20 protein-coding genes are annotated in these 25,620 nt (G+C 44.6%); 12 read left to right on the top strand and 8 right to left on the bottom strand.

What is annotated here, in order from left to right; genetic code table 11:
* Window positions 1–181: 181 nt before the first annotated feature.
* On the top strand, window positions 182–634 hold the full coding sequence (locus tag PHF79_00875) for a hypothetical protein (GenBank protein MDD5318362.1): 453 nt from the start codon (window positions 182–184) through the stop codon (window positions 632–634).
* 72 nt (window positions 635–706) lie between these two features.
* Here the strand turns inward: PHF79_00875 and rnr are convergent, their stop codons facing one another.
* Window positions 707–2,734, bottom strand: coding sequence for a ribonuclease R (gene rnr, locus PHF79_00870; protein ID MDD5318361.1), 2,028 nt, complete (start codon window positions 2,732–2,734; stop codon window positions 707–709).
* Between the two features lie 60 nt (window positions 2,735–2,794).
* Here rnr and rpsP point away from each other — a divergent pair, with 60 nt between their 5' ends.
* From rpsP to PHF79_00835, 7 genes are all read left to right on the top strand, one after another.
* Window positions 2,795–3,181: a 30S ribosomal protein S16 gene (gene rpsP, locus PHF79_00865; GenBank protein ID MDD5318360.1), complete on the top strand. Its 387-nt coding sequence runs from the start codon at window positions 2,795–2,797 to the stop codon at window positions 3,179–3,181.
* Between the two features lie 91 nt (window positions 3,182–3,272).
* The gene (locus PHF79_00860; GenBank protein ID MDD5318359.1) at window positions 3,273–3,599 is read left to right on the top strand and encodes a KH domain-containing protein; all 327 of its coding nucleotides are present in this window, start codon (window positions 3,273–3,275) and stop codon (window positions 3,597–3,599) included.
* A 149-nt stretch (window positions 3,600–3,748) separates the two neighbouring features.
* Complete coding sequence (gene trmD, locus PHF79_00855) at window positions 3,749–4,441, top strand: tRNA (guanosine(37)-N1)-methyltransferase TrmD (GenBank protein ID MDD5318358.1); 693 nt, start codon at window positions 3,749–3,751, stop codon at window positions 4,439–4,441.
* 220 nt (window positions 4,442–4,661) lie between these two features.
* A complete protein-coding gene (locus tag PHF79_00850; protein ID MDD5318357.1) occupies window positions 4,662–7,856 on the top strand; it encodes a DNA-directed RNA polymerase subunit beta in 3,195 nt (1,064 codons plus the stop codon).
* Window positions 7,857–7,862: 6 nt separating this feature from the next.
* The gene (gene rpoC, locus PHF79_00845; protein MDD5318356.1) at window positions 7,863–11,597 is read left to right on the top strand and encodes a DNA-directed RNA polymerase subunit beta'; all 3,735 of its coding nucleotides are present in this window, start codon (window positions 7,863–7,865) and stop codon (window positions 11,595–11,597) included.
* Between the two features lie 102 nt (window positions 11,598–11,699).
* Entirely contained in the window at window positions 11,700–13,559 is a 1,860-nt protein-coding gene (gene dnaG, locus PHF79_00840; protein MDD5318355.1) for a DNA primase, read from the top strand.
* Between the two features lie 121 nt (window positions 13,560–13,680).
* The gene (locus PHF79_00835) at window positions 13,681–14,973 is read left to right on the top strand and encodes a sigma-70 family RNA polymerase sigma factor (GenBank protein MDD5318354.1); all 1,293 of its coding nucleotides are present in this window, start codon (window positions 13,681–13,683) and stop codon (window positions 14,971–14,973) included.
* A 604-nt stretch (window positions 14,974–15,577) separates the two neighbouring features.
* Here PHF79_00835 and PHF79_00830 read toward each other — a convergent pair.
* The gene (locus PHF79_00830) at window positions 15,578–15,808 is read right to left on the bottom strand and encodes a hypothetical protein (GenBank protein MDD5318353.1); all 231 of its coding nucleotides are present in this window, start codon (window positions 15,806–15,808) and stop codon (window positions 15,578–15,580) included.
* A 15-nt stretch (window positions 15,809–15,823) separates the two neighbouring features.
* Between PHF79_00830 and PHF79_00825 the strand changes: the two genes are divergently transcribed.
* Window positions 15,824–18,772: an ATP-dependent DNA helicase gene (locus PHF79_00825; protein MDD5318352.1), complete on the top strand. Its 2,949-nt coding sequence runs from the start codon at window positions 15,824–15,826 to the stop codon at window positions 18,770–18,772.
* On the opposite strand, the gene PHF79_00820 is transcribed toward PHF79_00825, so the two are convergent.
* The 6 genes from PHF79_00820 to hisS all read right to left on the bottom strand — a co-directional run bounded on the left by PHF79_00820 (window position 18,744) and on the right by hisS (window position 23,162).
* A complete protein-coding gene (locus PHF79_00820; protein MDD5318351.1) occupies window positions 18,744–19,460 on the bottom strand; it encodes a thioredoxin domain-containing protein in 717 nt (238 codons plus the stop codon). The genes PHF79_00825 and PHF79_00820 overlap by 29 nt on opposite strands.
* A 27-nt stretch (window positions 19,461–19,487) precedes the next feature.
* The gene (locus PHF79_00815) at window positions 19,488–20,369 is read right to left on the bottom strand and encodes a prepilin-type N-terminal cleavage/methylation domain-containing protein (protein ID MDD5318350.1); all 882 of its coding nucleotides are present in this window, start codon (window positions 20,367–20,369) and stop codon (window positions 19,488–19,490) included.
* A complete protein-coding gene (locus PHF79_00810; GenBank protein MDD5318349.1) occupies window positions 20,366–20,596 on the bottom strand; it encodes a hypothetical protein in 231 nt (76 codons plus the stop codon). The genes PHF79_00815 and PHF79_00810 overlap by 4 nt, the downstream gene beginning before the upstream one ends.
* Window positions 20,597–20,743: 147 nt before the next feature.
* On the bottom strand, window positions 20,744–21,151 hold the full coding sequence (locus tag PHF79_00805; protein ID MDD5318348.1) for a hypothetical protein: 408 nt from the start codon (window positions 21,149–21,151) through the stop codon (window positions 20,744–20,746).
* 49 nt (window positions 21,152–21,200) lie between these two features.
* The gene (locus PHF79_00800; GenBank protein ID MDD5318347.1) at window positions 21,201–21,776 is read right to left on the bottom strand and encodes a ribonuclease H-like domain-containing protein; all 576 of its coding nucleotides are present in this window, start codon (window positions 21,774–21,776) and stop codon (window positions 21,201–21,203) included.
* A gap of 21 nt (window positions 21,777–21,797) precedes the next feature.
* Window positions 21,798–23,162: a histidine--tRNA ligase gene (gene hisS / locus PHF79_00795; protein MDD5318346.1), complete on the bottom strand. Its 1,365-nt coding sequence runs from the start codon at window positions 23,160–23,162 to the stop codon at window positions 21,798–21,800.
* A 22-nt stretch (window positions 23,163–23,184) separates the two neighbouring features.
* Here hisS and PHF79_00790 point away from each other — a divergent pair, with 22 nt between their 5' ends.
* From PHF79_00790 to PHF79_00780, 3 genes are all read left to right on the top strand, one after another.
* Entirely contained in the window at window positions 23,185–23,961 is a 777-nt protein-coding gene (locus PHF79_00790; protein ID MDD5318345.1) for a hypothetical protein, read from the top strand.
* A 33-nt stretch (window positions 23,962–23,994) separates the two neighbouring features.
* Complete coding sequence (locus tag PHF79_00785; protein ID MDD5318344.1) at window positions 23,995–25,050, top strand: GspE/PulE family protein; 1,056 nt, start codon at window positions 23,995–23,997, stop codon at window positions 25,048–25,050.
* 25 nt (window positions 25,051–25,075) lie between these two features.
* Window positions 25,076–25,620, top strand: a 545-nt coding sequence (locus PHF79_00780; GenBank protein MDD5318343.1) for a type II secretion system F family protein, incomplete at its 3' end; no start/stop codon positions are given.

Below are 25,620 nucleotides of genomic sequence, written 5' to 3'. Positions count from 1 at the left end.
AGCATTATGATGAACTTCGTGACCTCTACAAAAAATATCTTCACTACTACAACCACGACCGTATTCATCTTGGCCTTGGCATGAAAACTCCCGCTGAAATGGTTGCATATGTGGTGTCAGATTAAGTAGGCCTTTACATAGAACCCTATTTATGGTATAAATAGGGCAGATTCAGTTTATTATGCACAACACAGCAATTTTTTTGGTGCCGTTGTCTTGTATTGGACCCCTTCTCTGGGAAAGGTGGAAGTTGGGGGTTAAGGAAATTCTGGAGGATGAAGCCGACAAAGACCTGATGGTGATAAGCCACCTCGGCTCCGGTCTTCAGGTTTTTCCCATGGTTCGGCCTGTTTTTGATGAGGCCAAAGGTTTGGCCAACGGAGTGATTCGCTCCATCGTCTTTCCAGCCACGATCATGAAAAAAACAGATCATCTTCCTCACGAAGTGGGCGAGAGGGTTTGGTTTTCCTGGACGGCTCCAGGGGTGGTGCTTGAGGTCAGTGGAGTCAAACCTGATCAGAAGGATGAACTGACCGTAAAAATGGAGTCAGTCCCAGAAACGGTTTACGACATCGACGTGCTGTACGTCTTCAAGCGGATTCCTGGCATTGCTGAGAATCTCATGCCGACGTAACCCGTATCAGCAAAAACTTAAAACAAAAGCGCCACCCTGCGGCAGGGTGGCGCTTTTTCAATTGTCCTCTTCCTAAATTGCCAAAACGTAGTCCAAAGACTTTCTCTCCACATCCGCCCCGGTGACCTTGAATTTTACAACGTCCCCCAGCGAGTACACTTTTTTATTTTTTTGACCGACGAGAGCGTAACGTTTTTCGTCATGCTGATAAAAGTCGTCAGTCATGTCGCGAATCTTGATCATACCCTCGCACTTAGTATTTTTTTCCTCAACATACATGCCCCATTCGGTCACGCCAGAGATAGTCCCTTCAAATATTTGTCCAACACGCTCACTCATATACTCTACTTGCTTGAGCTTGATGGAGGTACGCTCTGCTTCAGCGGCCTTGACCTCACGCTCCGAGCACTGATCCGCCATTCTTTTATATCGCGCAAACTCATCTTGAGAAATTTTTCCACCGACCAAAATGTTTTGCAAAATGCGATGGACCAATAGGTCAGCATAACGACGAATAGGCGAAGTAAAATGAGTATAATATTCAAAAGCCAAACCAAAGTGTCCGATGTTCGCAGGGGAATAAATAGCCTTGGACATAGAGCGGATAGTGGCTGTCTTGATCAGAGATTCTTCAGGTTTTCCAGCGATTTCCTTGAGGAGGGCATTGATATCTTTGGCCGAGATGCTACCATTTCCACCCTTTCCATCTTTTACCGGTAAATCATAACCCATAGCTTTCAAAAAGAGAGCAAGTTCGTGGATTTTATCTGTCTGAGGCACATCGTGAATACGATAGATTGAAGCAGCCCCATTTTTATTTTCTATTGATTTGAAGATAAATTCAGCTACCTGTCGATTGGAGAGGAGCATGTATTCTTCGACGAGCTTGTGAGTCTCAAGGCGCTGCTTTTTATAGACCTCGATGGGCTTGCCATTTTCGTCCAGGCGAAATTTTACCTCTTCGGTTTCAAAATCAATCGCGCCATTCTCAAATTTCTTTTCTCGAAGCTTACGAGCTACGTCTCGGAGCGCCAGCAAATCTGGTTGAAACTTGGCCCCATCGCTCGGGCTGGCGCTCCCTCGGTCAATGACCTCTTGGGCCTCTTCATAACTAAAGCGTTTGTTCGAATTGATAATAGTCCGACCAAACCAGCTTGAAGTCACTTCACCTGTAGACTTTTTCATTTTAAAAATAGAAGAAAAAGCTAGCTTGTCTGTTTGAGGATTGAGACTACAAAGATCGTTGGACAAAACCTCTGGCAGCATTGGGATCGTGCGATCGACAAGATAGACTGAGAAGGCCCTTTTGTAGGCTTCTTTGTCTAGGGCTGTCCCTGGACGGACATAGTAGGATACATCCGCAATGTGCACGCCAATTTCTACCTCGTCAGCATTTTCCGAGAGTTCGTTGTAGGAAATAGCATCGTCAAAATCCTTCGCATCTATTGGGTCTATAGTAAAGGTGGTGGCGCCACGCATGTCGCGGCGGCCAGCAATCTCATCGGCTCGGATTGGCTTTTCGGTTTTTTCAAGGGTGTGTGCTTCGGCCACCACTTCATCCGGAAAACCAATATCAAACCCTTTTTCCAAAACAATTGAATGCATTTCAACATCATTGTTGCCTTTGGGTCCGAGGACAGAAAGAATCTTTGCTATCGGATGACCCTCAGTTCCTTTCCAGTCCGTGATTTCGATTTGAGCTTTAAAATCTGCTTGGGCCTTAGGCTGCAGATTTTCCGAAATTAAATTTTGAGGAATGAGAATGTCCACATATACGCGTTTATCATCCGCAATCAAATAAAAACCATTCTGAGCTTTTTCGAGGATTCCGACAAAAGTAGTGCGAGCGCGTTTGATGATGCTGGTCACTTTTCCTTCCACCCGATCAAACCGGTTTTTACCCGTGATCTCAAAACCTACTTCGTCTCCAGGAAAAGCGGTATTGAGCTTTTCTGGAGAAACCATGATGTCCTTGTCTCGATCTTTTTGAAATTTTGATGGGGGAGTGAGGCCCCTATGTCCGTCGTCTATGTGGGGAGTGATGAAGCCGACGCCTTTCGAGTTGATACTTATGATACCGATCCCTTTATTTTTATCCATATTGCGACACTATAGCACGGTTGTTGACCAATATCTATTGATCTGCTACTATGGCGGGACATGTTAAAAATACGATTACAACGCACAGGACGAAAACACCAGCCTACCTTTCGCGTGGTGCTGACTGATTCAAAAAACAGCACAAAAAGCGGCCGTTTTCTTGAAGTGCTCGGTTCACACGATTTTCGCCGAGATGGCGCTACTAGTCTTGAGGCTGACCGGGTCAAGCATTGGCTTGAAAAAGGCGCTCAAGCTTCCGGCACAGTTCACAATCTACTTATTTCCCAAAAGATTATCACTGGCAAAAAAATAAACGTTTTACCTAAAAAAACTGTGGCAAAGAAAGAGGAGGAGCCAAAAGCTGAAGTGAAGGCAGAAGAAAAAGTGGAAACAAAAACCGAAGAAAAAGTAGAAGAGACAGCCCCAGAAGAAACCCCAGCTGCCTAGATTTATTGACCCTCTTTTTGGGGGTGCTATACTTACTATATTACCAAGCGAGATTTATCGAATCTCCTTTAAGATTTAAAATACACACGATATGAACGAATTAGATGCTCAGTTCCTGGACTACGTTATCAAAGCGCTTGTTGAAAACCCAAATGCCGTAAAAATTAATCGTACCGTGGATGAAATGGGGGTACTCCTCACTTTGACGGTTGATCCTGTTGATATGGGCAAGATTATTGGCCGAGCCGGCAACACGGCTAAAGCTATCCGGACTATTCTCCGAGTAGTAGGTATGAAAAACAATGCTCGCGTCAACCTCAAAATAAACGAACCAGAAGGTGGAGGTAGTACGGGGGGCATGAAGAAGGAATCAGTCACCAAGACTTTGGATGAATCGATGGCAGATTTAAAACTTTAAGCAAGATAGACAAAACAAAATCCCTTGAGGGGACATTGCGCAGGAGCTTGGCTCCGAGCAGAGCAAAATCTCACCAGAGATTTATGCGGGTCCCCGAAAGGGGTTTTGTTTTGGCTATTTTGTTGGAGTTCAAATCATGCTATATATAAATGATGCATTTCCATATTATTACTCTGTTTCCCGAAAGTTTCAGCTCATATATAGGTGAGTCTATTGTGGCGCGGGCTATTCGTGAAAAAAAAGTTTCGGTGAAGTTTTACAACCCGCGGGATTTTGTGCCCGTAGGCGACATTAGTCCGTCTCAGAAAAAAAATGCCAAGCCTTATTTGCGGATTGACGATAAACCCTATGGTGGGGGACCAGGCATGGTCATGCAGGCTTTACCCGTAGTCAAAGCTATTGAAAAAGCTGTCGGTAAAAAAAAATCTAAAGCTAAAATAATTTTCCTTAGTCCGTCAGGCGAACAATTTAGCAACACTGCCGCGGCTGTCTTGGCAAAAAAATATACTGATATTGTGATTGTATGCGGTCGCTATGAAGGCATTGATGCCCGAGTCAAAAAAATATTTCCAATGACTGATATCAGTGTCGGTCCATTTGTGCTCACAGGGGGAGAGCTGCCAGCGCTCATTATTTTAGATGCTGTATCCAGACAGATTGAGGGAGTGCTGGGCAATTTCGATTCGCTCGAAGATGGCAGGGAGGCCAGTGCGGAAGTCTACACTCGACCGGAAGTTTTGGTCTATAAAAAAAAGAAATACCGGGTACCTAAAGTCCTCCTTTCAGGTGACCACAAAAAAATCCAAAAATGGCGAGAAGAGAGGTCAAAAGGGAGGTCCTAAGTCAGGGGTAAGACTATCCCCAAAGTCAAGTTGACAATATTTTTGAGATGGTTTACTATAGGGTTCCTACGCGCTCTATTGATTGTGTTTTGGCCGGGCGATGTTTTGGATAGTTATCAGTAAAAACTTAGTGGATTTGAGCGGTTTTTTTATCGCTCATTTATCATCTTAGTCGACGGTTAATTTATTAAAGTCGCCCCTTTAACATAATCGCCTTTTTATGTCTATTCGCCCCCAAAAATATTTCTCAGCGTTTAAAGCTCCGCTCGCCGAGCTTCCCAATTTAGTAGAAGGACAGATCACCTCATATAAATGGCTCCTCGAACAAGGTCTGAAAGAAGTCTTTGCGGAATTTTCTAATATCAAAGATTATTCAGAAAAAAAGTTTGAGCTTGATTTTACCGGCTTCGAGCTTTCTGCCCCAAAGTATGATGAGTTTTTTGCCAAGAGTAATAAGATGACCTATGAGGCTCCTCTCAAAGTCAAAGTGCTTCTCAAAAACAAAATGCTCGCCAGCTCAAAGGAACAGGAGATCTTCATGGCAGATTTTCCTCTGATGACTGACCACGGCACCTTCATCATTAACGGTATTGAAAGGACAATTGTACCCCAACTCGCGCGATCGTTTGGGGTCTTTTTTACATCTGAGGAAATCAAGGGCAAGCAGCATTTCGGGGCGAAAATTATTCCAGCTCGAGGGGCTTGGGTAGAAATGGAGAGCGATGCCGACACCTCTATCCATGTACGCATTGACCGTAAACGAAAATTTCCAGTCACCTCTCTTTTCCGAGTCCTCGGAGTCAAGACTGACAAGGAGCTCATTGATCTTTTCAAAGATATTCCAAACGCCAAGGGTTATATAGAGGCGACCATCGCCAAAGACCATGCCAAAACTGTAGACGAATCATACGTGGAAATCTACAAGCGTCTTCGCGATGGCGATCTCGCTACAGTTGAAAACGCTCGAGAATTTATCAACGGCATCTTCAGCAAAGAACGCTACGACCTCTCCCGTGTCGGCCGTTTTCGTTTCAACAAGCGCTTCGGCAAATCCATGGAGGAAAAAGAAATGACTCGAGGCACTCTTTCCATAGACGATCTCGTCATTATTGTTGCTCAGATTATCGAGCTCAATAGCAATGGAGAAGCCGTGGCGGATGATATTGATCACCTTGGCTCACGCCGGGTGCGCTATGTCGGCGAGCTTATCCAGCAGAAAATCCGTGTCGGTATGACTCAGATCAAACGAAATATTCAAAACCGCATGTCTACTATTGATGCGGATGCCACTTTGCCTGTCCAGTTTATTTCGCCAAGACCTCTCCAGGCTCGTATCAAAGAATTTTTTACTACCAACCAGCTTTCACAATTTATGAGTCAGGAAAATGTACTGGCTGAGCTCGAGCACCTTCGAATGGTTTCTGCTCTCGGTCCTGGCGGGCTTTCTCGAGAACGTGCCGGCTACGAGGTGCGCGATGTGCACCCATCTCACTATGGTCGTCTTTGTCCTATCCATACCCCAGAAGGTCAAAATATCGGTCTCGTGCTTCACCTTTCTACATATGCTCGTACCAATGAATTTGGCATGATTGAAACTCCTTATGTCAAAGTGACAAAGGGTAAGGTGACAAAGGAAGTCACTTATATGAACGCCCTCGAAGAAGAAGGCTTCACGATTGCCCATGCTGCTACCAAATACGATAAAGAAGGTAAAATCCTCGAAGAGCAAGTAGAAGTACGCATCAAAGGCAAGCCAGGCATGGTCACTCCAGATCAAGTCCACTACATGGATGTAGCCAGCAACCAAGCCTTTTCTATCGCTACTTCTATGATTCCTTTCCTCAACCATGACGACGCCAACCGAGCACTCATGGGTTCCAACATGCAGAAACAGGGGACACCTTGTATCATTCCTGAGGCTCCAGTGGTGGCTACTGGTATCGAAGGCAAAGCCGCTCTAGACACAGGCCGTATCGTTGTGGCGCCCGAAAATGGTACTATTTCTCACGTAGATGCCCGCAAGGTTGTTTTCAAAAATGAAAAAGGCAAAGAGACAGAATATCCACTCGTATCCTTTAGCCGAACAAACCAGTTTACGGCTTTCCATCAACGACCCGTGGTTGACCTTGGACAAAAAGTGAAAAAAGGCGCCGTCCTTGTTGACACCTCTACTTCTGATGGTGGCCAGATGGCTCTCGGCCAAAATGCACTCGTGGCTTTCATGGCCTGGTCAGGTGCCAACTACGAAGACGCCATCATTGTTTCTGAGCGACTTGTCAAAGAAAGTAAATTTACCTCTATTCATATTGAAGAATTTGTGGTCAATGTCCGCGACACAAAGCTAGGACCTGAAGTGACTACGCATGATATTCCAAATGTCGGTGAAGGTCGTCTCAAAAACCTCGACGAAGACGGCATTGTCCGTATCGGTGCCGAAGTGCATCCTGGAGATATTATTGTCGGAAAAATTACTCCCAAAGGCGAGACTCAGCTCACTCCCGAAGAGCGTCTGCTCCGATCTATCTTTGGAGAAAAATCTCGTGACGTCAAAGATACTTCAAAACGTCTTGAAAATGGAAAGCGCGGACGCATCATTTCTGTCAAAGTCTTTTCACGCGAAAAAGGGGACAAGCTCGAGTCTGGCATCATCAAACGTATTCACGTAGAGATCGCTCAACTTCGTAGCGTCTCGGTGGGTGACAAGCTCGCCGGCCGCCACGGCAACAAAGGTGTTATTTCCCGTATTTTACCAGTAGAAGATATGCCTTATATGGCAGACGGTACGCCTATTGACGTTATTTTGACTCCGCTTGGGGTGCCATCTCGTATGAACCTAGGACAGATTCTTGAGCTTCACCTCGGTCTCGCTGCTCACACCCTCAACTATCAAGCCGTGGTGCCTCCGTTTGCCGGAGCAACTGATAAAGAAATCAAAGAAGAGCTCAAGCTCGCCGGCTTCAATGAAAACGGCAAGATGAAACTTTTTGACGGTCGCACAGGTCAGTCGTTTGATCAGGATATTGCTGTTGGATACATGTACATTTTGAAACTTCACCACATGGTTGAAGACAAGATCCACATGCGCTCTATCGGACCTTACTCTCTCATTACGCAGCAGCCACTTGGAGGAAAAGCTCAAGGGGGAGGTCAGCGCTTTGGAGAAATGGAAGTCTGGGCTTTGTCTGGCCACGGCGCAGCACACACTTTGCGCGAAGTTTTGACTATCAAGTCTGACGATATTGTTGGACGTTCAGCTACCTTCGACGCCATCGTCAAAGGGCATGAGATCAAAGAGCCAAACGCTCCCGCATCCTTTAGTGTGCTCTTGAATAATCTCCGTGGTCTTGCTCTTGATGTCGAGCTTGAAAAAAATCATTCCGAAGTGGATATTACCAGTGATGATCAAACAATCTAAAAATATATGCCTACACAACCAAACGCCAAAAAAGAAATTAAGGATTTCGATGAAGTAGTATTGAAGATTGCCTCACCGGAGCGGATCCGCGAGTGGTCATATGGAGAGGTCACAAAGCCTGAAACGATGAACTATCGTACCCAGCGTTCTGAAAAGAACGGTCTGTTTGATGAAAAGATTTTCGGACCAGATAAAGATTTTGAATGTTACTGTGGAAAATACAAAGGTATTCGCTACAAAGGCATCGTGTGTGAAAAATGCGGAGTGGAAATCACTCGCTCAATCGTCCGACGCGAACGTATGGGTCACATTGAGCTTTCAACCCCAGTGTCCCACATCTGGTTCCTCCGCAACATGCCATCTCGTATCGCCCTTGTGCTCGGTATGAACAGCGGCGATCTAGAAAAAGTTATTTATTTTGCAGGCTACCTGATCGTCAAAGTAAACGATGAAGAAAAGGCTAAATTTTTGAAAGAACTAGACAGCGAATACAAATCTAAAGTTAAATCCGTCCAAGATGAAAAGACCAAAGAAGCCATTACTGAGCTTTTGATGAATGCCAAAAGTGATATCGAAAGCATCCAGGTAGGCCGCGTGCTCGATGAAATTCAGTATCATAAGTTTTCTCTTAAATACGGTACAACTTTTGAAGCTTCAATTGGGGCTGAGGCCGTCTTTACCATTTTTAAAGGTCTTGATCTCAAAAAACTTTATGCTGACTTAGTAGAAAAAGTCCAGAAAGCTTCAGCCTTGGAGCGTGACAAAATAGTCAAGCGTATGAGTCTTATCAAATCCATGATTCGTTCAGGTATCCGTCCAGAATGGATGTTCCTCACAGCCCTCCCAGTCATTCCTGCAGCCCTCCGTCCTATGGTGGCTCTCGAAGGCGGCCGTCATGCTACCTCTGACGTCAACGACCTTTACCGACGCGTCATCAACCGCAACAATCGCCTTAAGAAACTCAAAGAAATTCAAGCCCCAGATGTAATCTTGCGAAACGAGAAGCGCATCTTGCAGGAAGCTGTCGACGCCTTGATTGACAACTCGATCCGTCACGGCAACGCCCTCTTTGCTGGCGTCAATCAGGCTCAGCGACGTCCTCTCAAGTCTCTCGCTGATGGCCTTAAAGGTAAACGCGGTCTCTTCCGTCAAAACTTGCTTGGAAAACGCGTGGACTATTCCGGACGATCTGTCATCGTGGTTGGTCCTGAGCTCAAACTCAACCAGTGTGGTTTGCCAAAACACATGGCCCTCGAGCTTTTCCGTCCTTTTGTCATCTCTGGTCTTTTGAAAAAGGAATTGGCTTTCAACATTCGGGGTGCTTCTCGCTTGATTGATGATGGTATTCCTGAAGTGTGGGCTATTCTTGAAGATGTCATTAAAGACAAATACGTACTTCTCAACCGTGCGCCAACTTTGCACCGACTTTCTATCCAGGCTTTCATGCCTATCTTGATCGAGGGAAATGCGATCCAAGTGCACCCACTTGTCTGTAGTGCTTTCAACGCTGACTTCGACGGAGACACGATGGCTGTGCACGTCCCTCTCTCTGATGAGGCTCAAATGGAGGCTCGAGAAATCATGGCCTCAGATAAAAATATTCTTAAACCAGGTAGCGGCGAGCCTACGGTCACAGCCAAGCTCCTTGACGTGGTCCTCGGCTGTTATTGGATGACTAAGACAGTCAAGGGCCAGCTTGGCGAAGGCAAATATTATGGAAGTCCAGAAGAAGCCATTGCTGCTTTCAACTTTGACCATGTGGCCTTTCGGGCTGAGATCAAAGTCCGCGCTCCAGAAACTGAAAAGTACAAGGAGTTTGATGGAAAACTTTTTGACACCACTGTCGGGCGCCTTCTTTTCAACAGTATTCTCCCTGAAGACTATCCTTATATAAATAAAGAGATCAGCAAATCCGCTATGAACGTCTTGGTAGAAGACTTTATCACTCGCTACGGTGTCAATGCGGTACCTGCCATTCTCGATGAACTTAAAACTTTTGGTTTTAAATATGTCACATATTCCGGGACGACTTGGGGTATTGACGATGTGATTATTCCAGAGGGCAAAGCGGAAGTTATTGCTAAGTCACAGAAAAAAGCCGATGAGGTCATCGAGCAATACAATGACGGCCTTCTTTCTGATGAAGAAAAACTTCGCAAGACTATCGAAATCTGGCAATCAACCAAAAACGAAGTAGAAAAACTAATTCCAAATCATCTAGACAAAAACGGATCCGTGCACGACATGGTGCAATCAGGAGCTCGAGGATCTCTGGGTAACCTCACTCAAATGGTGGGTATGAAAGGGCTTATCACCAATACAGCCGGAGAAACTATTGAGTTTCCTATCCTTTCTTCCTTCAAGGAAGGTTTGACTCCAATTGAATATTTCATCACCACCCACGGTGCTCGCAAAGGTATGACAGACACCGCTCTTAACACAGCTAAAGCCGGGTACCTCACTCGCAAACTGTTCGTGGTAGCTCAGAATATTATTATCACAGTTGATGATTGTGGCACCAAAGAAGGCGTTTTGATCAAAAAAGAAACCGCTTCAGGTATTGAGCAGTCACTCGTTAAGACTGTCCATGGACGTATCCTGGCTAAGGATGTTTTGGCCAAAAATGGGGAAGTGCTTTTCAAGCGCAACCATTTGCTTACTAAGCCAGATGCTCGGGCTATAGAAAAAGAAGGTATTTCAGAAGTGATGGTGCGTTCTCCTTTGACCTGTAAAAATAATCACGGTGTTTGCAAGATGTGTTACGGTCTCGACCTCGGAAAAAATATTATGATAGATCTAGGCGAGGCTATTGGGACAGTGGCGGCTCAAGCCATTGGCGAGCCGGGTACTCAGCTCACTATGCGTACATTTCATGCCGGAGGTGTGGCTGTTGTCGGAGGAGATATCACTCAAGGTTTGCCTCGCGTGGAGGAAGTCTTTGAAAAACGCAAGCCAAAAAATCCTGCAGTCGTAAACCGAGTAGACGGTATGGTCTCAGAAATCAAAGAAGTAGGCAAAGAAAAAATTATCCGTGTTATTCCTGATCTTCATGAGAAGGAAGCTAAGCCTGCAGGTAAAAATAGCAAGAGTGGTGTGCGTGCCGGCAAGGGGGGCAAGAGTGAAATCGAATATATTATTCCGCATGTCCGTATACCGCTAGTAAAAGTTGGTGATGCCGTCAAGAAAGGTGACATCATTACAGACGGCTCGGCTGATATTGATGAGGTATTCTTGTACTGTGGACGAGAGCGTGCTCAGGAGTACATCATTTCTGAAGTGAAAAAACTCTATGAGCTCCAGGGTGAAGCAGTTTCCCGAAAGCATATTGAGGTGATTGTCCGTCAAATGTTCTCACGCGTTAAAATCAAAGAAGTAGGGGATACAACCTTCTCAGTCGGAGATATCATCGAAGCTCACGAGCTCGTCGACGAAAATGTGCGGGCTAAAGCTGAAGGCGGCCTCGAGGCTCGTGGAGAGCCAATCGTGATGGGTATCACAGATGTTTCCCTCACTCGTCGCAGCTTCCTCTCAGCGGCTTCGTTCCAGCACACCAACAAGATTCTCATCAATGCAGCCGTTCGCGGGAGTGGAGACACTCTCCAGGGTTTGATGGAGAATGTCATCATTGGACGTTTGATCCCAGCGGGTACCGGATTTAAGGGCAGCCCAAAGTTTGAGATGATCGCTGATATGAAAAAGAAAAATCGAGCTCATTTTGATCAAGAACAGTTGCAAGGGTAGTTTAGTTCAGGGTCGGTATAATTTATTTAGGCAGAGCACTCTCCGAACGGGTTAGCGAGTCATCGAGCGCTTTAGTGAGGAGAGTGCTCTGCCGGAATCACTATGACTACTGTTGAACAAATCAAACAAAAGTTAAGTGTGACGGAAGTGATTGGGGGGTATATAAAGCTCGAAAAAGCCGGAGCAAATTTCAAGGCCCGCTGCCCCTTTCACAATGAAAAGACCCCTTCGTTTTTCATCTCACCAGAGCGCGGAAGCTACTATTGTTTTGGCTGCGGTATGAAAGGAGACATTTTTTCCTTTGTGCAAGAGTTTGAAAAAGTAGATTTCATGGGCGCTCTAAAAATTTTGGCTGATAAAGCTGGAGTTGAGATCACTCGAGAACGTCCTGAGGCAAGGACCGAGCGCGAAAAACTTTTCTCCATTCTCGAAGAAGCCACGATTTTTTTCCAGAGTCATCTTGAAGACGAGCTTGGTACAAATAGTGCTAAAAAATATCTCACCGGACGGGGTTTGACGGAAGACACTATTAAAACCTGGCGACTGGGCTATGCACCTGCCGAGTGGCAGGCTCTCAATGATCACTTAAAAAAAATCGGCTCTTCGAAAGACCAAGTAAATGGCTTTGGGGAAGCTGAGATTGAGAAAGTGGGCCTGATCAAAAGAGCCGAAAACAGTAATCGCTTTTACGATCGCTTCCGGGGGCGTGTCATATTTCCGCTCTTCGATCCGTCATCACGAGTTATCGGGTATTCTGGCCGAGTATTAGAAGGGGCAGAGATTGCCGTGGATGGTGGAGTAAAAAAAGAGGCAGTGTCTGAGGCAAAATATTTAAACAGCCCGGACACTCCGCTTTTCAACAAAAGCGAAGTGCTTTACGGGTATGACAGAGCTAAGCAGGCTATTCGTCAAAAAGATTACTCCTTGCTTGTCGAAGGGCAGATGGATCTGCTCATGGCGCACCAAGCTGGCTTTACCAACGCGGTGGCTTCATCTGGTACGGCCTTGACGGCGGATCATTTACGCAAGCTCAACCAGCTTTCGAGTAATATCATGATTGCCTACGATGCGGACAAGGCAGGGCTCAATGCCTCAGTCAGAGCTTGGAGCATAGCTTTGTCTCTAGGCATGGAAGTCAAAATTGCAGAGTTGCCAAAAGGTCAAGATCCGGCTGAACTGATCTTAAATAATCTCGAAGTTTGGAAAGAAACTTTGCGTAAGGCCAAGCATGTCATTGATTTTAACATCGACATTGTCATGGCAGACGCAGGGGGAGATGCAAACACCAAAGGGGGCAAAGATGAAAAAGCCCTTTGGAAAGAGATAGAAAAAAATGTTCTCCCTTATGTCGCTTCGCTTCCCAGCGCTATTCAGCAGTCACACTATTTGGGTCGGATTGCAGATGTGTCGGGCATTCCTCTAGAGGCTTTGAAAGAAGAATTCCATAAGCTCAAACAAATCATGGCTGGAGCAGCTCAGGCGGAGATACTAAAAAATACTCCTGAAAAAAATGACCATGAAAAAAGTTTAGCAAAGGAAAACAGCAAAGCGGGTTTTGTTTACCATCCGGACTTGCGTTTGATCAAGGCCATCATTGCATGGCAGGAGTCTGGGTCTGAGATTGACGTGCAATCTATTAAGGCTCGGGTCGATAGCTTGCTCAAAAGATTGTCGATTGCCAGTATAGACGAGACTTTTGGCTCAGCCGAAGAAAAAGCTGACTTGGCGTCGGAGGCAGAGATGATTTACGCTGGAAGCAAGCTCTTGACACAGGATATTGACACGGCTTTGTCAAGACTCGAAGAAGACGCTGTTAAGGAGCTTTTATCAAAGGCCATGGCTGAGCTTCATAGGGCAGAGCAGACAAAGGATCTCGAAAAGGCCAAAACTCTTTTTGCAGAGTGCCATAGTCTGTCGACCGAGCTTGCCTCTGTCCAAAAGCGGTCAAGGGCGAGCGGATAGAGTCTGGCAACTGTGGATAAGCTGTGGGTAAAATCAGTAGGTTTTTGTAAGTATTTTACATAAATTTAGTATAAAATTAGAATCACGCAAAAAATAAATCGACACATATATCATGCCAAAAATGTCCTCAAAGAACCCAAAAAATAAAATAAAGACTTCATCAAAAAAAGCGGCTTCAAAATCCGCCTCAAAATCTATTGCAAAAAAGGCACCTGCAAAAAAACTCGCAAAAAAATCTGCCAAAAGTTTTTCTAAAACTAAAACAAATAAATCAGTTTCTAAAGCGGCCAGTAAAACAAATAACAAAAAAGTTTCCAAAGCCCAGAGCAAGGCTCAGGGGCTTGATGCCAAGGCTGAAAAACTTTTACTCAAAGGCAAGGAGCGAGGCTTCGTGACCTATGATGAAATCTTAAAGGAATTTCCGACAGTGGAAGAGGATGTTTTTTTCTTAGACAATCTTTATGAAAAATTGGCTACGGCGGGTATCGACGTCCTTGAAGGAGGCGGCTTACTCGAAGTCAAAGCTGACGAAGACGAAGTCATTAAAAAGTATGCCTATGGCAGCGGGCGTTCGAGCGATTCGGCCTATGATTCTATCCAGATGTATTTGAAAGAGATTGGTCAGTATCCTTTGATCCATGCTCATGAGGAAAAGGAACTTGCCAAGCGTATCGAAAAGGGAGACGAGGAAGCTAAAAATCTGCTTGCCAAGGCCAACCTCCGCCTTGTTGTTTCTATTGCTAAAAAATATGTGGGACGCAGTGCGGATCTGACTCTACTTGACCTCATCCAGGAAGGTAACCTCGGTCTCTTCAAAGCGGTAGACAAGTTTGACTGGACTAAGGGTTATAAGTTTTCTACTTACGCTACTTGGTGGATTCGTCAGTCTATTACTCGGGCCTTGGCTGATCAATCGCGCACTATTCGGGTGCCAGTGCACATGGTGGAAACTATTGCCAAATATAAACAAGTCTATCGTCGCTTGAGTCAGGATCTTGGACGTGATCCACTACCCGACGAAATAGCCGTAGAGATGGGGCTCGATGTTGAAAAAATTTACACCATTGAAAAAATCGACCAGAATACTGTCTCACTCGACACTCCAGTAGGGGATGACGATGACGGAAAGTCGACTTACGGAGATTTTATTTCGGATGAAAAAATCCTTTCGCCAGATCAGGAATCCTCTCGACGTATTTTGTCAGATCAGGTCAAAGAAATTCTCGATGATTTATCAGACAAAGAGCGCGAGATTTTAAAAATGCGCCACGGACTCGATGATGGCGTCCAGCACACTCTAGAAGAGGTAGGTAAAATCTTCGGAGTCACTCGCGAACGTATTCGCCAGATTGAGGCGAAAGCACACGAGAAGATACGCCAGCATGAGAATATCAATAGGTTGAAAAATTATTAGCCTGTCAATCTTGATTTTTTTCTTTCGCTTGTTTAATATACGCACATAGGGTTTGCGGGGCGAAAGCCCCTATCGGCTCAAGCTGATGGCAAACCTGACAAGACACCTCCTGATTGAGGTGTTTTGTATTTATTTTCTTTTTGAAAATATACTAAAAAAATGTTTATATCCATTACCAAGTTGTCTAACGACAACTGTAATCTTGGTATTTTTTTCATCTTTACTTAGTGCCCAGTATTGAACAATAGAATTATTCATTTTAATAGATTTGTATAAAACTCCACTTGTTTTTTTCTTTAACGACTTTTAAACAGTATTTAAGTAAAGATAGTCTTCTGTATACATCACTGGCTTTTCTAGGATTTTTACCTTTTCTCAGTAAATGATTAAAACCATGGTTATTGAAATACACGATCTCATTATCGAGGGATGGGCAGCTCACAGATCCAATAGTGCGTTATATCTTTTTATATTTTTGTATTAATTTATTTTGCTTGTTCAATAAGCAAATTGTACTTAGGCAACATTAAGGAAAATTAAATATGCAATAAAAATCGCTCGGGGTGGGGGCCCTGAGCGATTTTGTTTGTCCGACGTTGCCGGCCTAGACGAAGGCCGGGATCTTGATGTAATGGGGAATGTCCTCACTTTTCCTCGCCTTGAGCCCCTCGAGGTAGGTGTTGAAGTCTTCCGGCACCATATTGGCCTGAAGCGTCTCGTGACGGTACTGGTGGTAATAGACCGGTATAAAACGTTTTTCCTGGGCCGACGGCTTTTTGTTGTGGAAGAGAAAGTTGGTTCCAACCTCACTAGCAAAACGGACCTGAAAATGCAAGAATATAAGGCATATATGCCCAATCGCAACGATTTCGATCAGCGTTATAAGAATCAGTATGACAGGTTGAATAATGCTCAAAAACGGGCCGTGGAGGCAATAGACGGCCCCGTAATGGTGATCGCCGGCCCCGGTACAGGCAAGACGACTATTTTGACACTCCGCATCGCCAACATTCTAAAAAAAACAGATACCCCCGCTTCGGGTATTTTGGCCGTTACTTTCACCGACGCTGGGGTTAAAGCTATCAAGACAAAACTCCGAGAGCTCATTGGCTCGCGGGCAGATGAAGTTCGAATCCACACCTTTCACAGTTTTGCCGCTTCAGTCATGGCAGAGTTCAAAGAATATTTTATTCATCTGGATGGTTTTAAACAGATGACCGACATAGACGCTGAAGCCATGATTAGAAAAATTCTTGAAAGCAAAGCATTTGAGAGCCTGCGGCCTTTTGGCAATCCTGATTTTTACATTGGTCCCATTTTAAGCGCCATCCGAGACGCCAAAAAAGAAGCCTCAACCCCAAAGATGATTAAAGAATTTACCGAAGCAGAAATGAAGCGTATCGGTTTAGACGAAAGTCTCATTTCCACAAGAGGCGAGAGCAAGGGAACACTTAAAGCAGAAGGTCAAAGAGCGCTTGAGCGCTGTGCCAAGACGTTAATTTTTGCGGATGTCTATGCTGCCTATGAGAAAAAAAAGAAGCAGGAAAAATTGATGGATTTTGACGATCTTATTTTTGAGCTCATTGTTGCCCTTGGCCAAAATGCGCTTCTGCTTAGATTGCTCCAGGAAAAGTTTCTTTATCTGCTGGTAGATGAACATCAAGACACTAATGATGCCCAAAACTTTATAATCAAGATGCTCGGTGATTTTTTTGACAATCCAAATATTTTTATTGTCGGCGACGAGAAGCAAGCGATCTATCGTTTTCAAGGAGCTTCGGTAGAGAATTTTTTACGTTTTGAAAAGACTTGGCCAAACATTGAGAAAATTAATCTCGAGGATAACTACCGCTCACATCAGCACATTTTGGACACGACTTTTAAAATGATTGAGAACAATTATACAGAAGGGCAGTATGCTCATTTACGCGTACCTCTCAAAGCTTCAGGTGATGAAGAAGAAAGGCCGATCGATCTTGTCGAGGCCGCGGATGTTTCTTCGGGAGAGGAATACCTCATTGAGCAGCTCAAGTCTATTTCAAAAAAGGAACCAGAAAAAACGGTGGCTCTGATTAGTAAAAATAACAGAGATGTGGAGCGTTTGATCAGGCTTTGCGAGGCCAATGGGGTGGCTGTTTCAGCTGAGCGAAGCATCGATATTTTTTCGCACCCAATAGGAGCCACTTTTTTTGCTCTGGTCGGATTTTTGAAGGACCAGACTGATATTGAAAGTTTAGGCAAAACTATCGCGGTCGGTCTTTGGGGTATTGCCTTTAGCCAAGCCACCGAACTCTTGCGGGATCTTAGAAATGGCAAATTTGAAGCCATAGAAAAAAATCTGCCGATATTAGCGTTCATTCAGAAGGAACGTTTGACTGACAGTCCGATTAATTTTTTAGTTTTTGCTGCTGAAAAATCTGGATTTTTAAATATTGTATCCAGAGACCCAGCTTATGTGGAAGTTTGGAGGGCTATTGTCGGACTGGCTCTCGGTCTTTGTCGAGAGGGAGATATTCATGATCCGAGTTTACTTTTGGATAGGTTGATGGAATACAAAGCTTCGTCTGAAAATAAAAGTGTCAAAATAAGTGTCGGTCTCTCTGACGCCCAAGTGAAAGTTATGACTGCCCACGGCAGTAAAGGCCTAGAATTTGATTATGTTTTTATTCCTTATGCTACTGAAGAATCCTGGAGCAGCAGAGCTCGTAACAGCTATTTTGTCTTGCCGGTAGAAAGCAAGCTGGGGGAGGCTGACGCACTCCGAGACCTGCGACGACTTTTTTATGTTGCTCTTACTCGAGCTCGAAAACATATAACCATTATTTGTCCAAAGGAAGAATCTGATGGTAAAGTGCTCACCGCCCTTCGCCTGGTAGCTGAGCTTGACCAGTCTCTTGTTTCGACAGTCACTATATCAAAAAAAGCGGCCGCAAAGGACAAGCCTACTTTAGAGACGACTTCAGTCAGCATAAAAAATGCTGATAGAATTTTAGATCACGCCAAAAATGTGATCCTGGAGAAAGGTCTTTCCGTCACAGCCCTGAACCATTTTTTAAAATGTCCGAGTGAATTTTTGTATAAAAGTATTTTGAAATTGCCCGAGGCTCCTTCACCAAGTGCCGAGAAGGGTATTGCCATGCACCTCGCTTTTGACCGAGTTTGGCGAAGCAAGGATAAAGGCATTGAAAATATTCAATCCATTATCGACAAAACCGTCGAGGAGTCGCTGAAAAGATCATTTTTACCTTCGTTTGAACGAGAAGCCGTTTGTCAGGAGCTTTTAGAAGTATCACCCGCTATTGCAAATAGTTTAGCTTCGCACTTTGCCCTCCAAGGAAGGATTTTTACCGAGCATTGGTGCGAGGCTCATTACAAAAACATTTTGCTTCACGGCAAACTTGACGCTATTGTCGATACTGAAGATGAGACACTGGTTTTTGACTACAAGACTAGAGGAAAAATGAGCGCCAACGAAATTAAGGGATTGACCAAGAATTCAAATGGAAATTATTTTCGGCAGCTTGTTTTTTATAGATTATTGATTGAAGAGGATGTCAGCTTTAAAAATAAAAACGTGATTCCTTCATTAGTTTTTATTATGCCAGACAGCAAAGGGAGATGTTTTATTGAAACATTGCCAATAGAAAAAAGTGATCTTGAAAAAGTGAAATCAGAGATTCAACGGTTGCTTGATGCGGTCTGGTCAGGTGCGATTTTAACGGATTCTTGCGGCGAGGCTAAGTGTGAGTGGTGTGCGCTTAAAAAGCTATCTATTTGCCGGCCAGCAACTGATCGATGACAGACTTGAGAGCATCATAAGGGATGGCGCCTTGATTGATTGGGATTTTTCTATCCCCCGTCAGGATAATAGTATAAGGAGTCCCTTGGCCGCCGGCTGCTACTCCGTCGGCTCTCTGAGCCTCGACTTTGGCTGCGTATTTGCCGCTCGCTAGACATGTAGCAAATTTTGCCTTATCCAAACCAAGCTGATCAGCAATCATCGGTAGCTGAGCGGGGTCGAGCTGATTGTTGGATGGGGTAATGGCGTAAATCTTGTCGATATAGTTCCAAAACATTTGGTCTCCACCAATTTCACCAGCACATTCTGCCGCTTCGGATTCTTTGCGAGACTTTGGATGAAGAGAGTCGATCGGCATATGGCGATAAACCCAAGCTACGTCATTGTTTTTACCATAGGCATCGCTTATCTGATGCAGAGTGGTGTGAAATTGTTTGCAGAAAGGACACTCTAGGTCTGAATATTCGACTAAGACAATTTTGGCATTGATATTGCCCAAGATATGATCGGCACTAGTGACTGGAGCCATAGTGATATCTTGTCCAGCAGTACTTTGTCCGGCGGTGTTGCCAGTGTTTGTCGCTAGATTGGCTGAGGGTCGTCCGCTCATATAAACAGCTCCTGCGATCAAAAGGCCGGCAATAATAATTGAAATGGGGAGAATAATTTTATTGGTGTTTGTTTCCATGACGGCATTATAGCACAAAATATTTGGCTAATGCATAGCCAAATGCAAGGCTTTTTCCTCGGCATAGATCTTTTGGATTTCTGAAACTGAAAGGTTGTCCGAGAAAATATGCACACTGTCAATGATTCCGTTAAAATACGGATCGCCCCACTGAGATTTGCCTATATAATTGCTGGTGGTTCCACCATTTACCGTGTCTAAAGAAGCCGGTGAGATTGTCATATTATTGTTTCTTCCAATTTCCACCCCATTTAGATACATGACGCCAAGTTTTTTGGTGTTGTCGATGGTCACGGCTACATACTCCCAGATCCCAATCGGAAGGGTCGAGGGAGCGTTGATTTGCTGTTCATTTCCGTTACCTGAAGTAGTAATGGCAAATCGGAGGGTGTTTGACTGACTGTCAGGAGTTAAAAACATGTATACATTTATACCAGAACCGAAATCAAAAATTCTTTGCCAGTAGATTCCGCCACTTGGACTATTACCCCTCCAATAGACCCAGGCGAAAGTAAAGTTTGTAGCGTTGGCCACAATTTTGGCTGGGAGCTGAACATAGCTGTTGGCTGCACCGCTGAAATCAAGGGCATAACCCCTACCGTTGGGCGTTTGAGTAGTGTAGGAAACGGAGCCGTTTATAGTTCCATTTAGTTTTGAGCCAGTAGAATCTTGAACCACTGTGCCAGAACCCTCGTCAAATTCATAAAGGGCCACGGCGTATAGGGTGTGGAGTAAGTTGGCCCCAAACTGCTGGCCAGCCCCTATTCGAGCTTTATCTCTGGCTTGAAAAACAGCAGCCATTACGATTGTTGAGAGGAGGCCAATGATAGAGATAACCGTCATGAGTTCTATCAAGGTAAAACCTAGATTTTTTAGACGAGGTTTTTTTATGACACTGCGCATTTTCATAAAAGAAATTTTATTATCAAAACAATCATAACAATCCATGATACCCCTATCGTTGTAAGCATGATTATATTGGCCTGGCGTTTGTTTTTTGCCAGTCCCGTTTTGTAAAGTAATCCTATCAGTCCTCCCATTTTTTCCTGATTTTGGGGGGTACTATTGAATGTAACATTAGAATAATGCTTGGTTGGTGTAAGAGAATTATCCTCATCAAATTGCAGGTTTGACATAGGTTTATTGTAACAGTAAAGCCATTATTTTGTCTACGCAGTCGATACTGTCGGAGTAAAAACTTGGGGTAAAAAACAAAACCCACCTCAACAAAAATGGGTTTTGTTTGGCGGGTTTGCGCGGAGTGTCCACGGAGGCGTCCACGCCTAGGCAGGGACTGTGCTTATTTTTGGACTATGAGACGACATGTCGTAGATTTCATGGCATTTCATGCATTCACCCGAGGGGTTCAACGGTGAGATACAAGTGGTGCACATGGCCACCCAGCGAGCTTTTTTGAAGACATCTGTGCCGCACTTGGTGCACTGCCCATCAATAACAGGTGACCCACATTCGGTATGAGCCCACATCCATTTTTTGATGGGGATTTTTGGTCGGCGGATTTTACGGCCAGCCTCGTATTTTCGGAGGCCGTCCACTGCCTCACCAAGCAGAAGAGTCAAGGACGCAAAAGCCACTGTATTGAGCGCCAAATGCACTTTTGGCCCGACGTGTTTTTCCAACATAACGCAAATGCCCAGAATGATGACAATAAGCCAATTAAGTTTTTTCATAGAAAAGACTTTCTAAACTAAAAGTACAGTAAATCAAAATAAAGTCAAACTAAAACCCTAGCGAGAAAGTCATTTTCGAGTCAGCTTCTTTTTCCCAACTGGAGGTGTCGAGAGGAATTTCTTTGAGCATGTTTCCATCTTTGTATTTGAGATGACCGTGTGCGCGAGCGTATTCGTAGACTTCCTTGGTGATTTTGACATCTTCCAGACAGTATTTAATAATTTTGTCCAGTTCGCCTGTGCGCCACCAAGTGATAGCTTCGAGCCCATGGGCGATCTTATTTTTTCCGAGAGTAGCTTCGGCTACATCATCAAGCTTGATGCGCCGTCCAAGGGATTGCCGAATTTCTTTGAGCAAGTCAACGCTTTTTATTTTAGCCAAATCTCCAGGATAATATTTATTTAAAAGAGGAATATCAAAATGATCAGAATTGTAGCCGACCAAGATGTCGGCTTTTTCTATCAAAGGCCAAAGCTTGCCCAGATCTTCCTGAAGATAGGATGAATACTTGTCAGTCTCAGAATCGTAAACACACACTACCGAAATATCCAAATCAGCCGGGTCGTTTGAGCCGGCTTCCTGAAAAGTATTGCGAGTTTCGATATCAAAAATAATTTTTCTCATGTTAGGGGGTGCGGATTTATTTTATTTTTCAGGCAAAAGATAGAGAATGATTTCGGCAAGGGAAGAGAGTGGCGTCTTCTTTTCCTCACCGGTTGAAAGTTTTTTGATGGTTAAGATTTCACCGGCTATCTCGTCTGGGCCGATGATTATAACATAAGGAATATGTTGTCTGTCCGCAGTCTTGATCTGGTCGCCAATATTTTTTTTGTCATTTAAAAATGAGACGGTGGAGATATTTGAGTGGCGCAAGGCTGTGGACACCTTTTGAATATAAGCGTCAGCCTGGTCAAGATTTTCTGCTGAAATGCCAGTGGAGATAATAGCCACTTTCACCGGACTCTTGTAAATAGGCAAAAGGTTGCGAGTTTCGAGAAAGTTGGCAATGGTCACATCTCCCATGCCAAAACCAACTGCGGCCACTTTTTCATGACCAAAAAGTGAAAGCAACTCATCATAACGACCCCCGCCAAAAAGTGAACGATTGTTTTCTGGGTTTTTGTCGAAAACCTCAAAGACGATGCCAGTATAATAGTCAAAACCACGGATAAGCTCCTGATCGAGGACGACATTTTTAATCCCATTATTTTGGAGGGCGGTCATGACTTCATCGAGTTCTTCTTTGGCTGCGCGGATGTCTGGAAAGGCTATGGCTTGCTCGGCTTCGGCACTGTGATTGCCATCTTTTGCTCCAAAATCCAAAAAACTGAAAGCTTTGCCTACAATTTTCTCAGCTTCTTCTGAAAAAGTATCGGCATCCATTTTATTTTTACGGTCGATCAGCTTTTGGAGGGCATGAGATTGAGTTTCGGTGAGTTCATACCAATCGTTAAAAATAGCATTGAGCAGCTTGCGGCTACTGATGCGGATTTCAAAATCACTTTCCTGTGCTCCAAAGTTTTTCATGATTTGGTGGGCGAGAGTGATGAGCTCTATTTCAGCAGCATTTTTTTCAACCCCAAAGAGGTCCACGTTGAGCTGCCAGTGTTCACGGAGGCGTCCACGCTGAGGACGTTCGTAGCGAAAAACATTGGGAATAGAATACCAGCGCAAGGGAAAAGCCAATTCACGCCGCTTTCCGGCTACCATCCTGGCGACTGTTGGGGTCATTTCCGGACGAAGAGTCACCTCACGATCACCTCGGTCAATAAAAGTGTAGGTTTGTTCGTTGATAATTTCTTCGCCTGACTTGGCCCTATAAAGCTCAGCAGACTCGAGAATAGAGGCAGAATATTCTACATAACCAAAGCTTTCAGCTGTCTTTCGCCAAATATTGAAAATGTAGTTTTGGATAAAAAGATCTTCAGGGTAAAAGTCGCGCACGCCCTTGTAAGGCTCGGTTGAAAGCATTTTTTGGGTCTTTGGGGATGGCTTGGATTTTTCAGTCATATGCCGTACATTGTAGCTAATTATGGCACCTAAAACAATCACTCTTTGGAAGAAGAGGGGCGAAACGCCCCTGCAAGCTTTAGATAGACTTAGATCAGAGCTGGTTGCTGAAAGGGGTGATTTCTACAAGACTGTCCCTTTGAGTTATGCAGGGCGCCTTGACCCGATGGCTGAAGGTGCTTTGTTGGTCCTGATTGGTGAGGAAAATAAAAAAAGGAAAGAATATCTCGGTCTGGACAAGACCTATGAAGTCGAGATTGTTTTTGGAGTCGAGACGGACACGGCGGATACATTGGGGTTGGTCAAAAAAATAGAAAAAGGCCAGCTCAAAAAACTTCAAAATTTAGATAAAGAAAGTTTGAAAAAAGTGTTAGCCAATTTTGTAGGCACTTACGAGCAGGTCTATCCCGCTTTTTCCTCCAGACCTTTTGAGGGCAAACCCCTCTTCCAGTGGGCTCATGAGGGTATTTTCCCAAAAGTGAAAAAAAGAGTCACTATTCATTCTATCGAGCTGGTAGCATGCGGGGGCCTTCTCTTTGAAGATTTCAAAAAAAAGGTGGAGGAGGATTTTGATCTCATGCAGGAGGTGGTAGGGGATTTTCGTCAGGAAAAAGTGATTGCTGGGTGGCGGGATTTTTTCCAAACATCTCAGGATCTTTTTCAAGTAGTCATTCTGGTTGAATGTGCGAGTGGGGCATATATGAGGCAGCTGTCTCAAGATGTAGGAGAGCGGCTGGGTGTCAGCGCTATAGCCCGTCGGATTGTAAGGCAAAAAATAGGAAATTTATCTTCTCTTTAATTATCTTTCATCACAGATAGGTATGATGATGGCATGCCTGATGAAACATTTTCAAAAAGATCGGTTACAGAAATCTTGGATGTGGCTTTTGAGGAGGCTCTAAAAAAGGGTGCTTCGGATATTCACTTTGTGCCAATGGGTGAGTCCGTACGGATCCGCCTCAGGATCGACGGCTTGCTCGAGGATTGGGTGAGCCTACCGGCTTCTCTGCACTCTTCCTTAGTCGCTCGGCTAAAAGTTTTAGCAAAATTGAGGAGTGATGTGCACAGTCTGCCGCATGATGGAAGATTTTTCTATTATCCATGCGATGGGCCTAGGGTAGACATGAGGCTTTCTATTGTCCCGACCTACCATGGCGAAAGCGCGGTGCTTCGTCTGCTCATTTCCCATTTTGCTCCACAATCGCTAGTGGACTTAGATTTTTCTCCGTACGATGAAAGTTTGATATTAAAAGCCCTTCGACGGCAGCAGGGTATGATCGTGATCGCAGGGCCGACCGGCTCTGGCAAGACCACCACCCTTTATACTCTTATCCGTCTGCTAGATAAGCCAGATGTCTCTATTATCACAATTGAAGATCCTGTTGAATATGCTCTCGAGGGTATCGCGCAAATCCAAATCCAGCACGAGCGCGGGCTGACTTTTGCATCAGCTCTGCGCTCCGTTTTGCGCCAAGATCCCGACATCATAATGATTGGTGAAATCCGTGATACCGAGACGGCGCGCATCGCTATCCAGGCGGCTCTGACAGGCCATCTCATTATTTGTACTTTGCATGCTTCAGAGGCTTCTGCTGTAGTGCCGAGACTTTTTGATATGGGTATTGATCCGTACCTGGTAGCAGCCACATTGAAGCTTGTCATTGGGCAAAGACTGGTCCGACGCAAGGTTGGTGGACGGATGGGGGTCAACGAAGTTTTAAATATAGATGAAACTATCCGCACAGCTATCTTGGAAAAAAAGTCAGGGGAGGCTATCAAGGCTATGGCGGTGACAGGAGGCATGGTCACCTTGCATCAGGACGGCTTACAAAAATCAGCCCGAGGCCTGACTACCCTCAATGAGATCTTGAGGGTGTTGTCCGAATAAAGTCTGACCAATAGAGACTAAAAAAATGAAAAACATACTGGAAAAAATCAATCAGTCTTTAGACCGCTTTTTGGATTTACAAGCTTTTTCTGCTCGGCAGCAAGAAATTTTTTTTCGTTCGCTTAGTTTTTTAGTCTCGGCCAATATTTCGCTGGCTGATTCGCTCGAAATACTGATGAAACAAAATAAGGCTCCTCGTAAGCGGAAAATCATCAGCCATCTCCAAGTCTCGGTGGATCAAGGGGAATCCCTCTCATTTGCATGTGTCCATTTTGCATATATTTTCAATTCAGTTATAAGAGCCCACATCAAAAGTGGCGAAATATCAGGCAGGCTGGCTGAAAGATTGGCTTCTCTGGCTGATGACCAAAAACGTTTCAGGGAAGCCAAGGGAAAGCTTGTTGGGATGCTTGTTTACCCGGCTATTATTCTTTTGGCTGGCTTGATCCTTGTCTCGATATTGTTGGTTTTTGTTTTTCCAAAATTAATCAGTGTTTTTCAAGGCTCGTCTGTTCCGTTGCCTCTGATTACTAGGCTGGTGATTGCGTTGAGTGATGGCTTGGGTCGGTA

It is taken from the genome of Candidatus Paceibacterota bacterium (genome assembly GCA_028714275.1).
Classification (GTDB): domain Bacteria; phylum Patescibacteriota; class Minisyncoccia; order Phycocordibacterales; family CAINVO01; genus CAINVO01.
The sequence above is the reverse complement of the archived record's forward strand: the minus strand, read 5'-3'. Positions and strand labels throughout refer to the sequence as shown.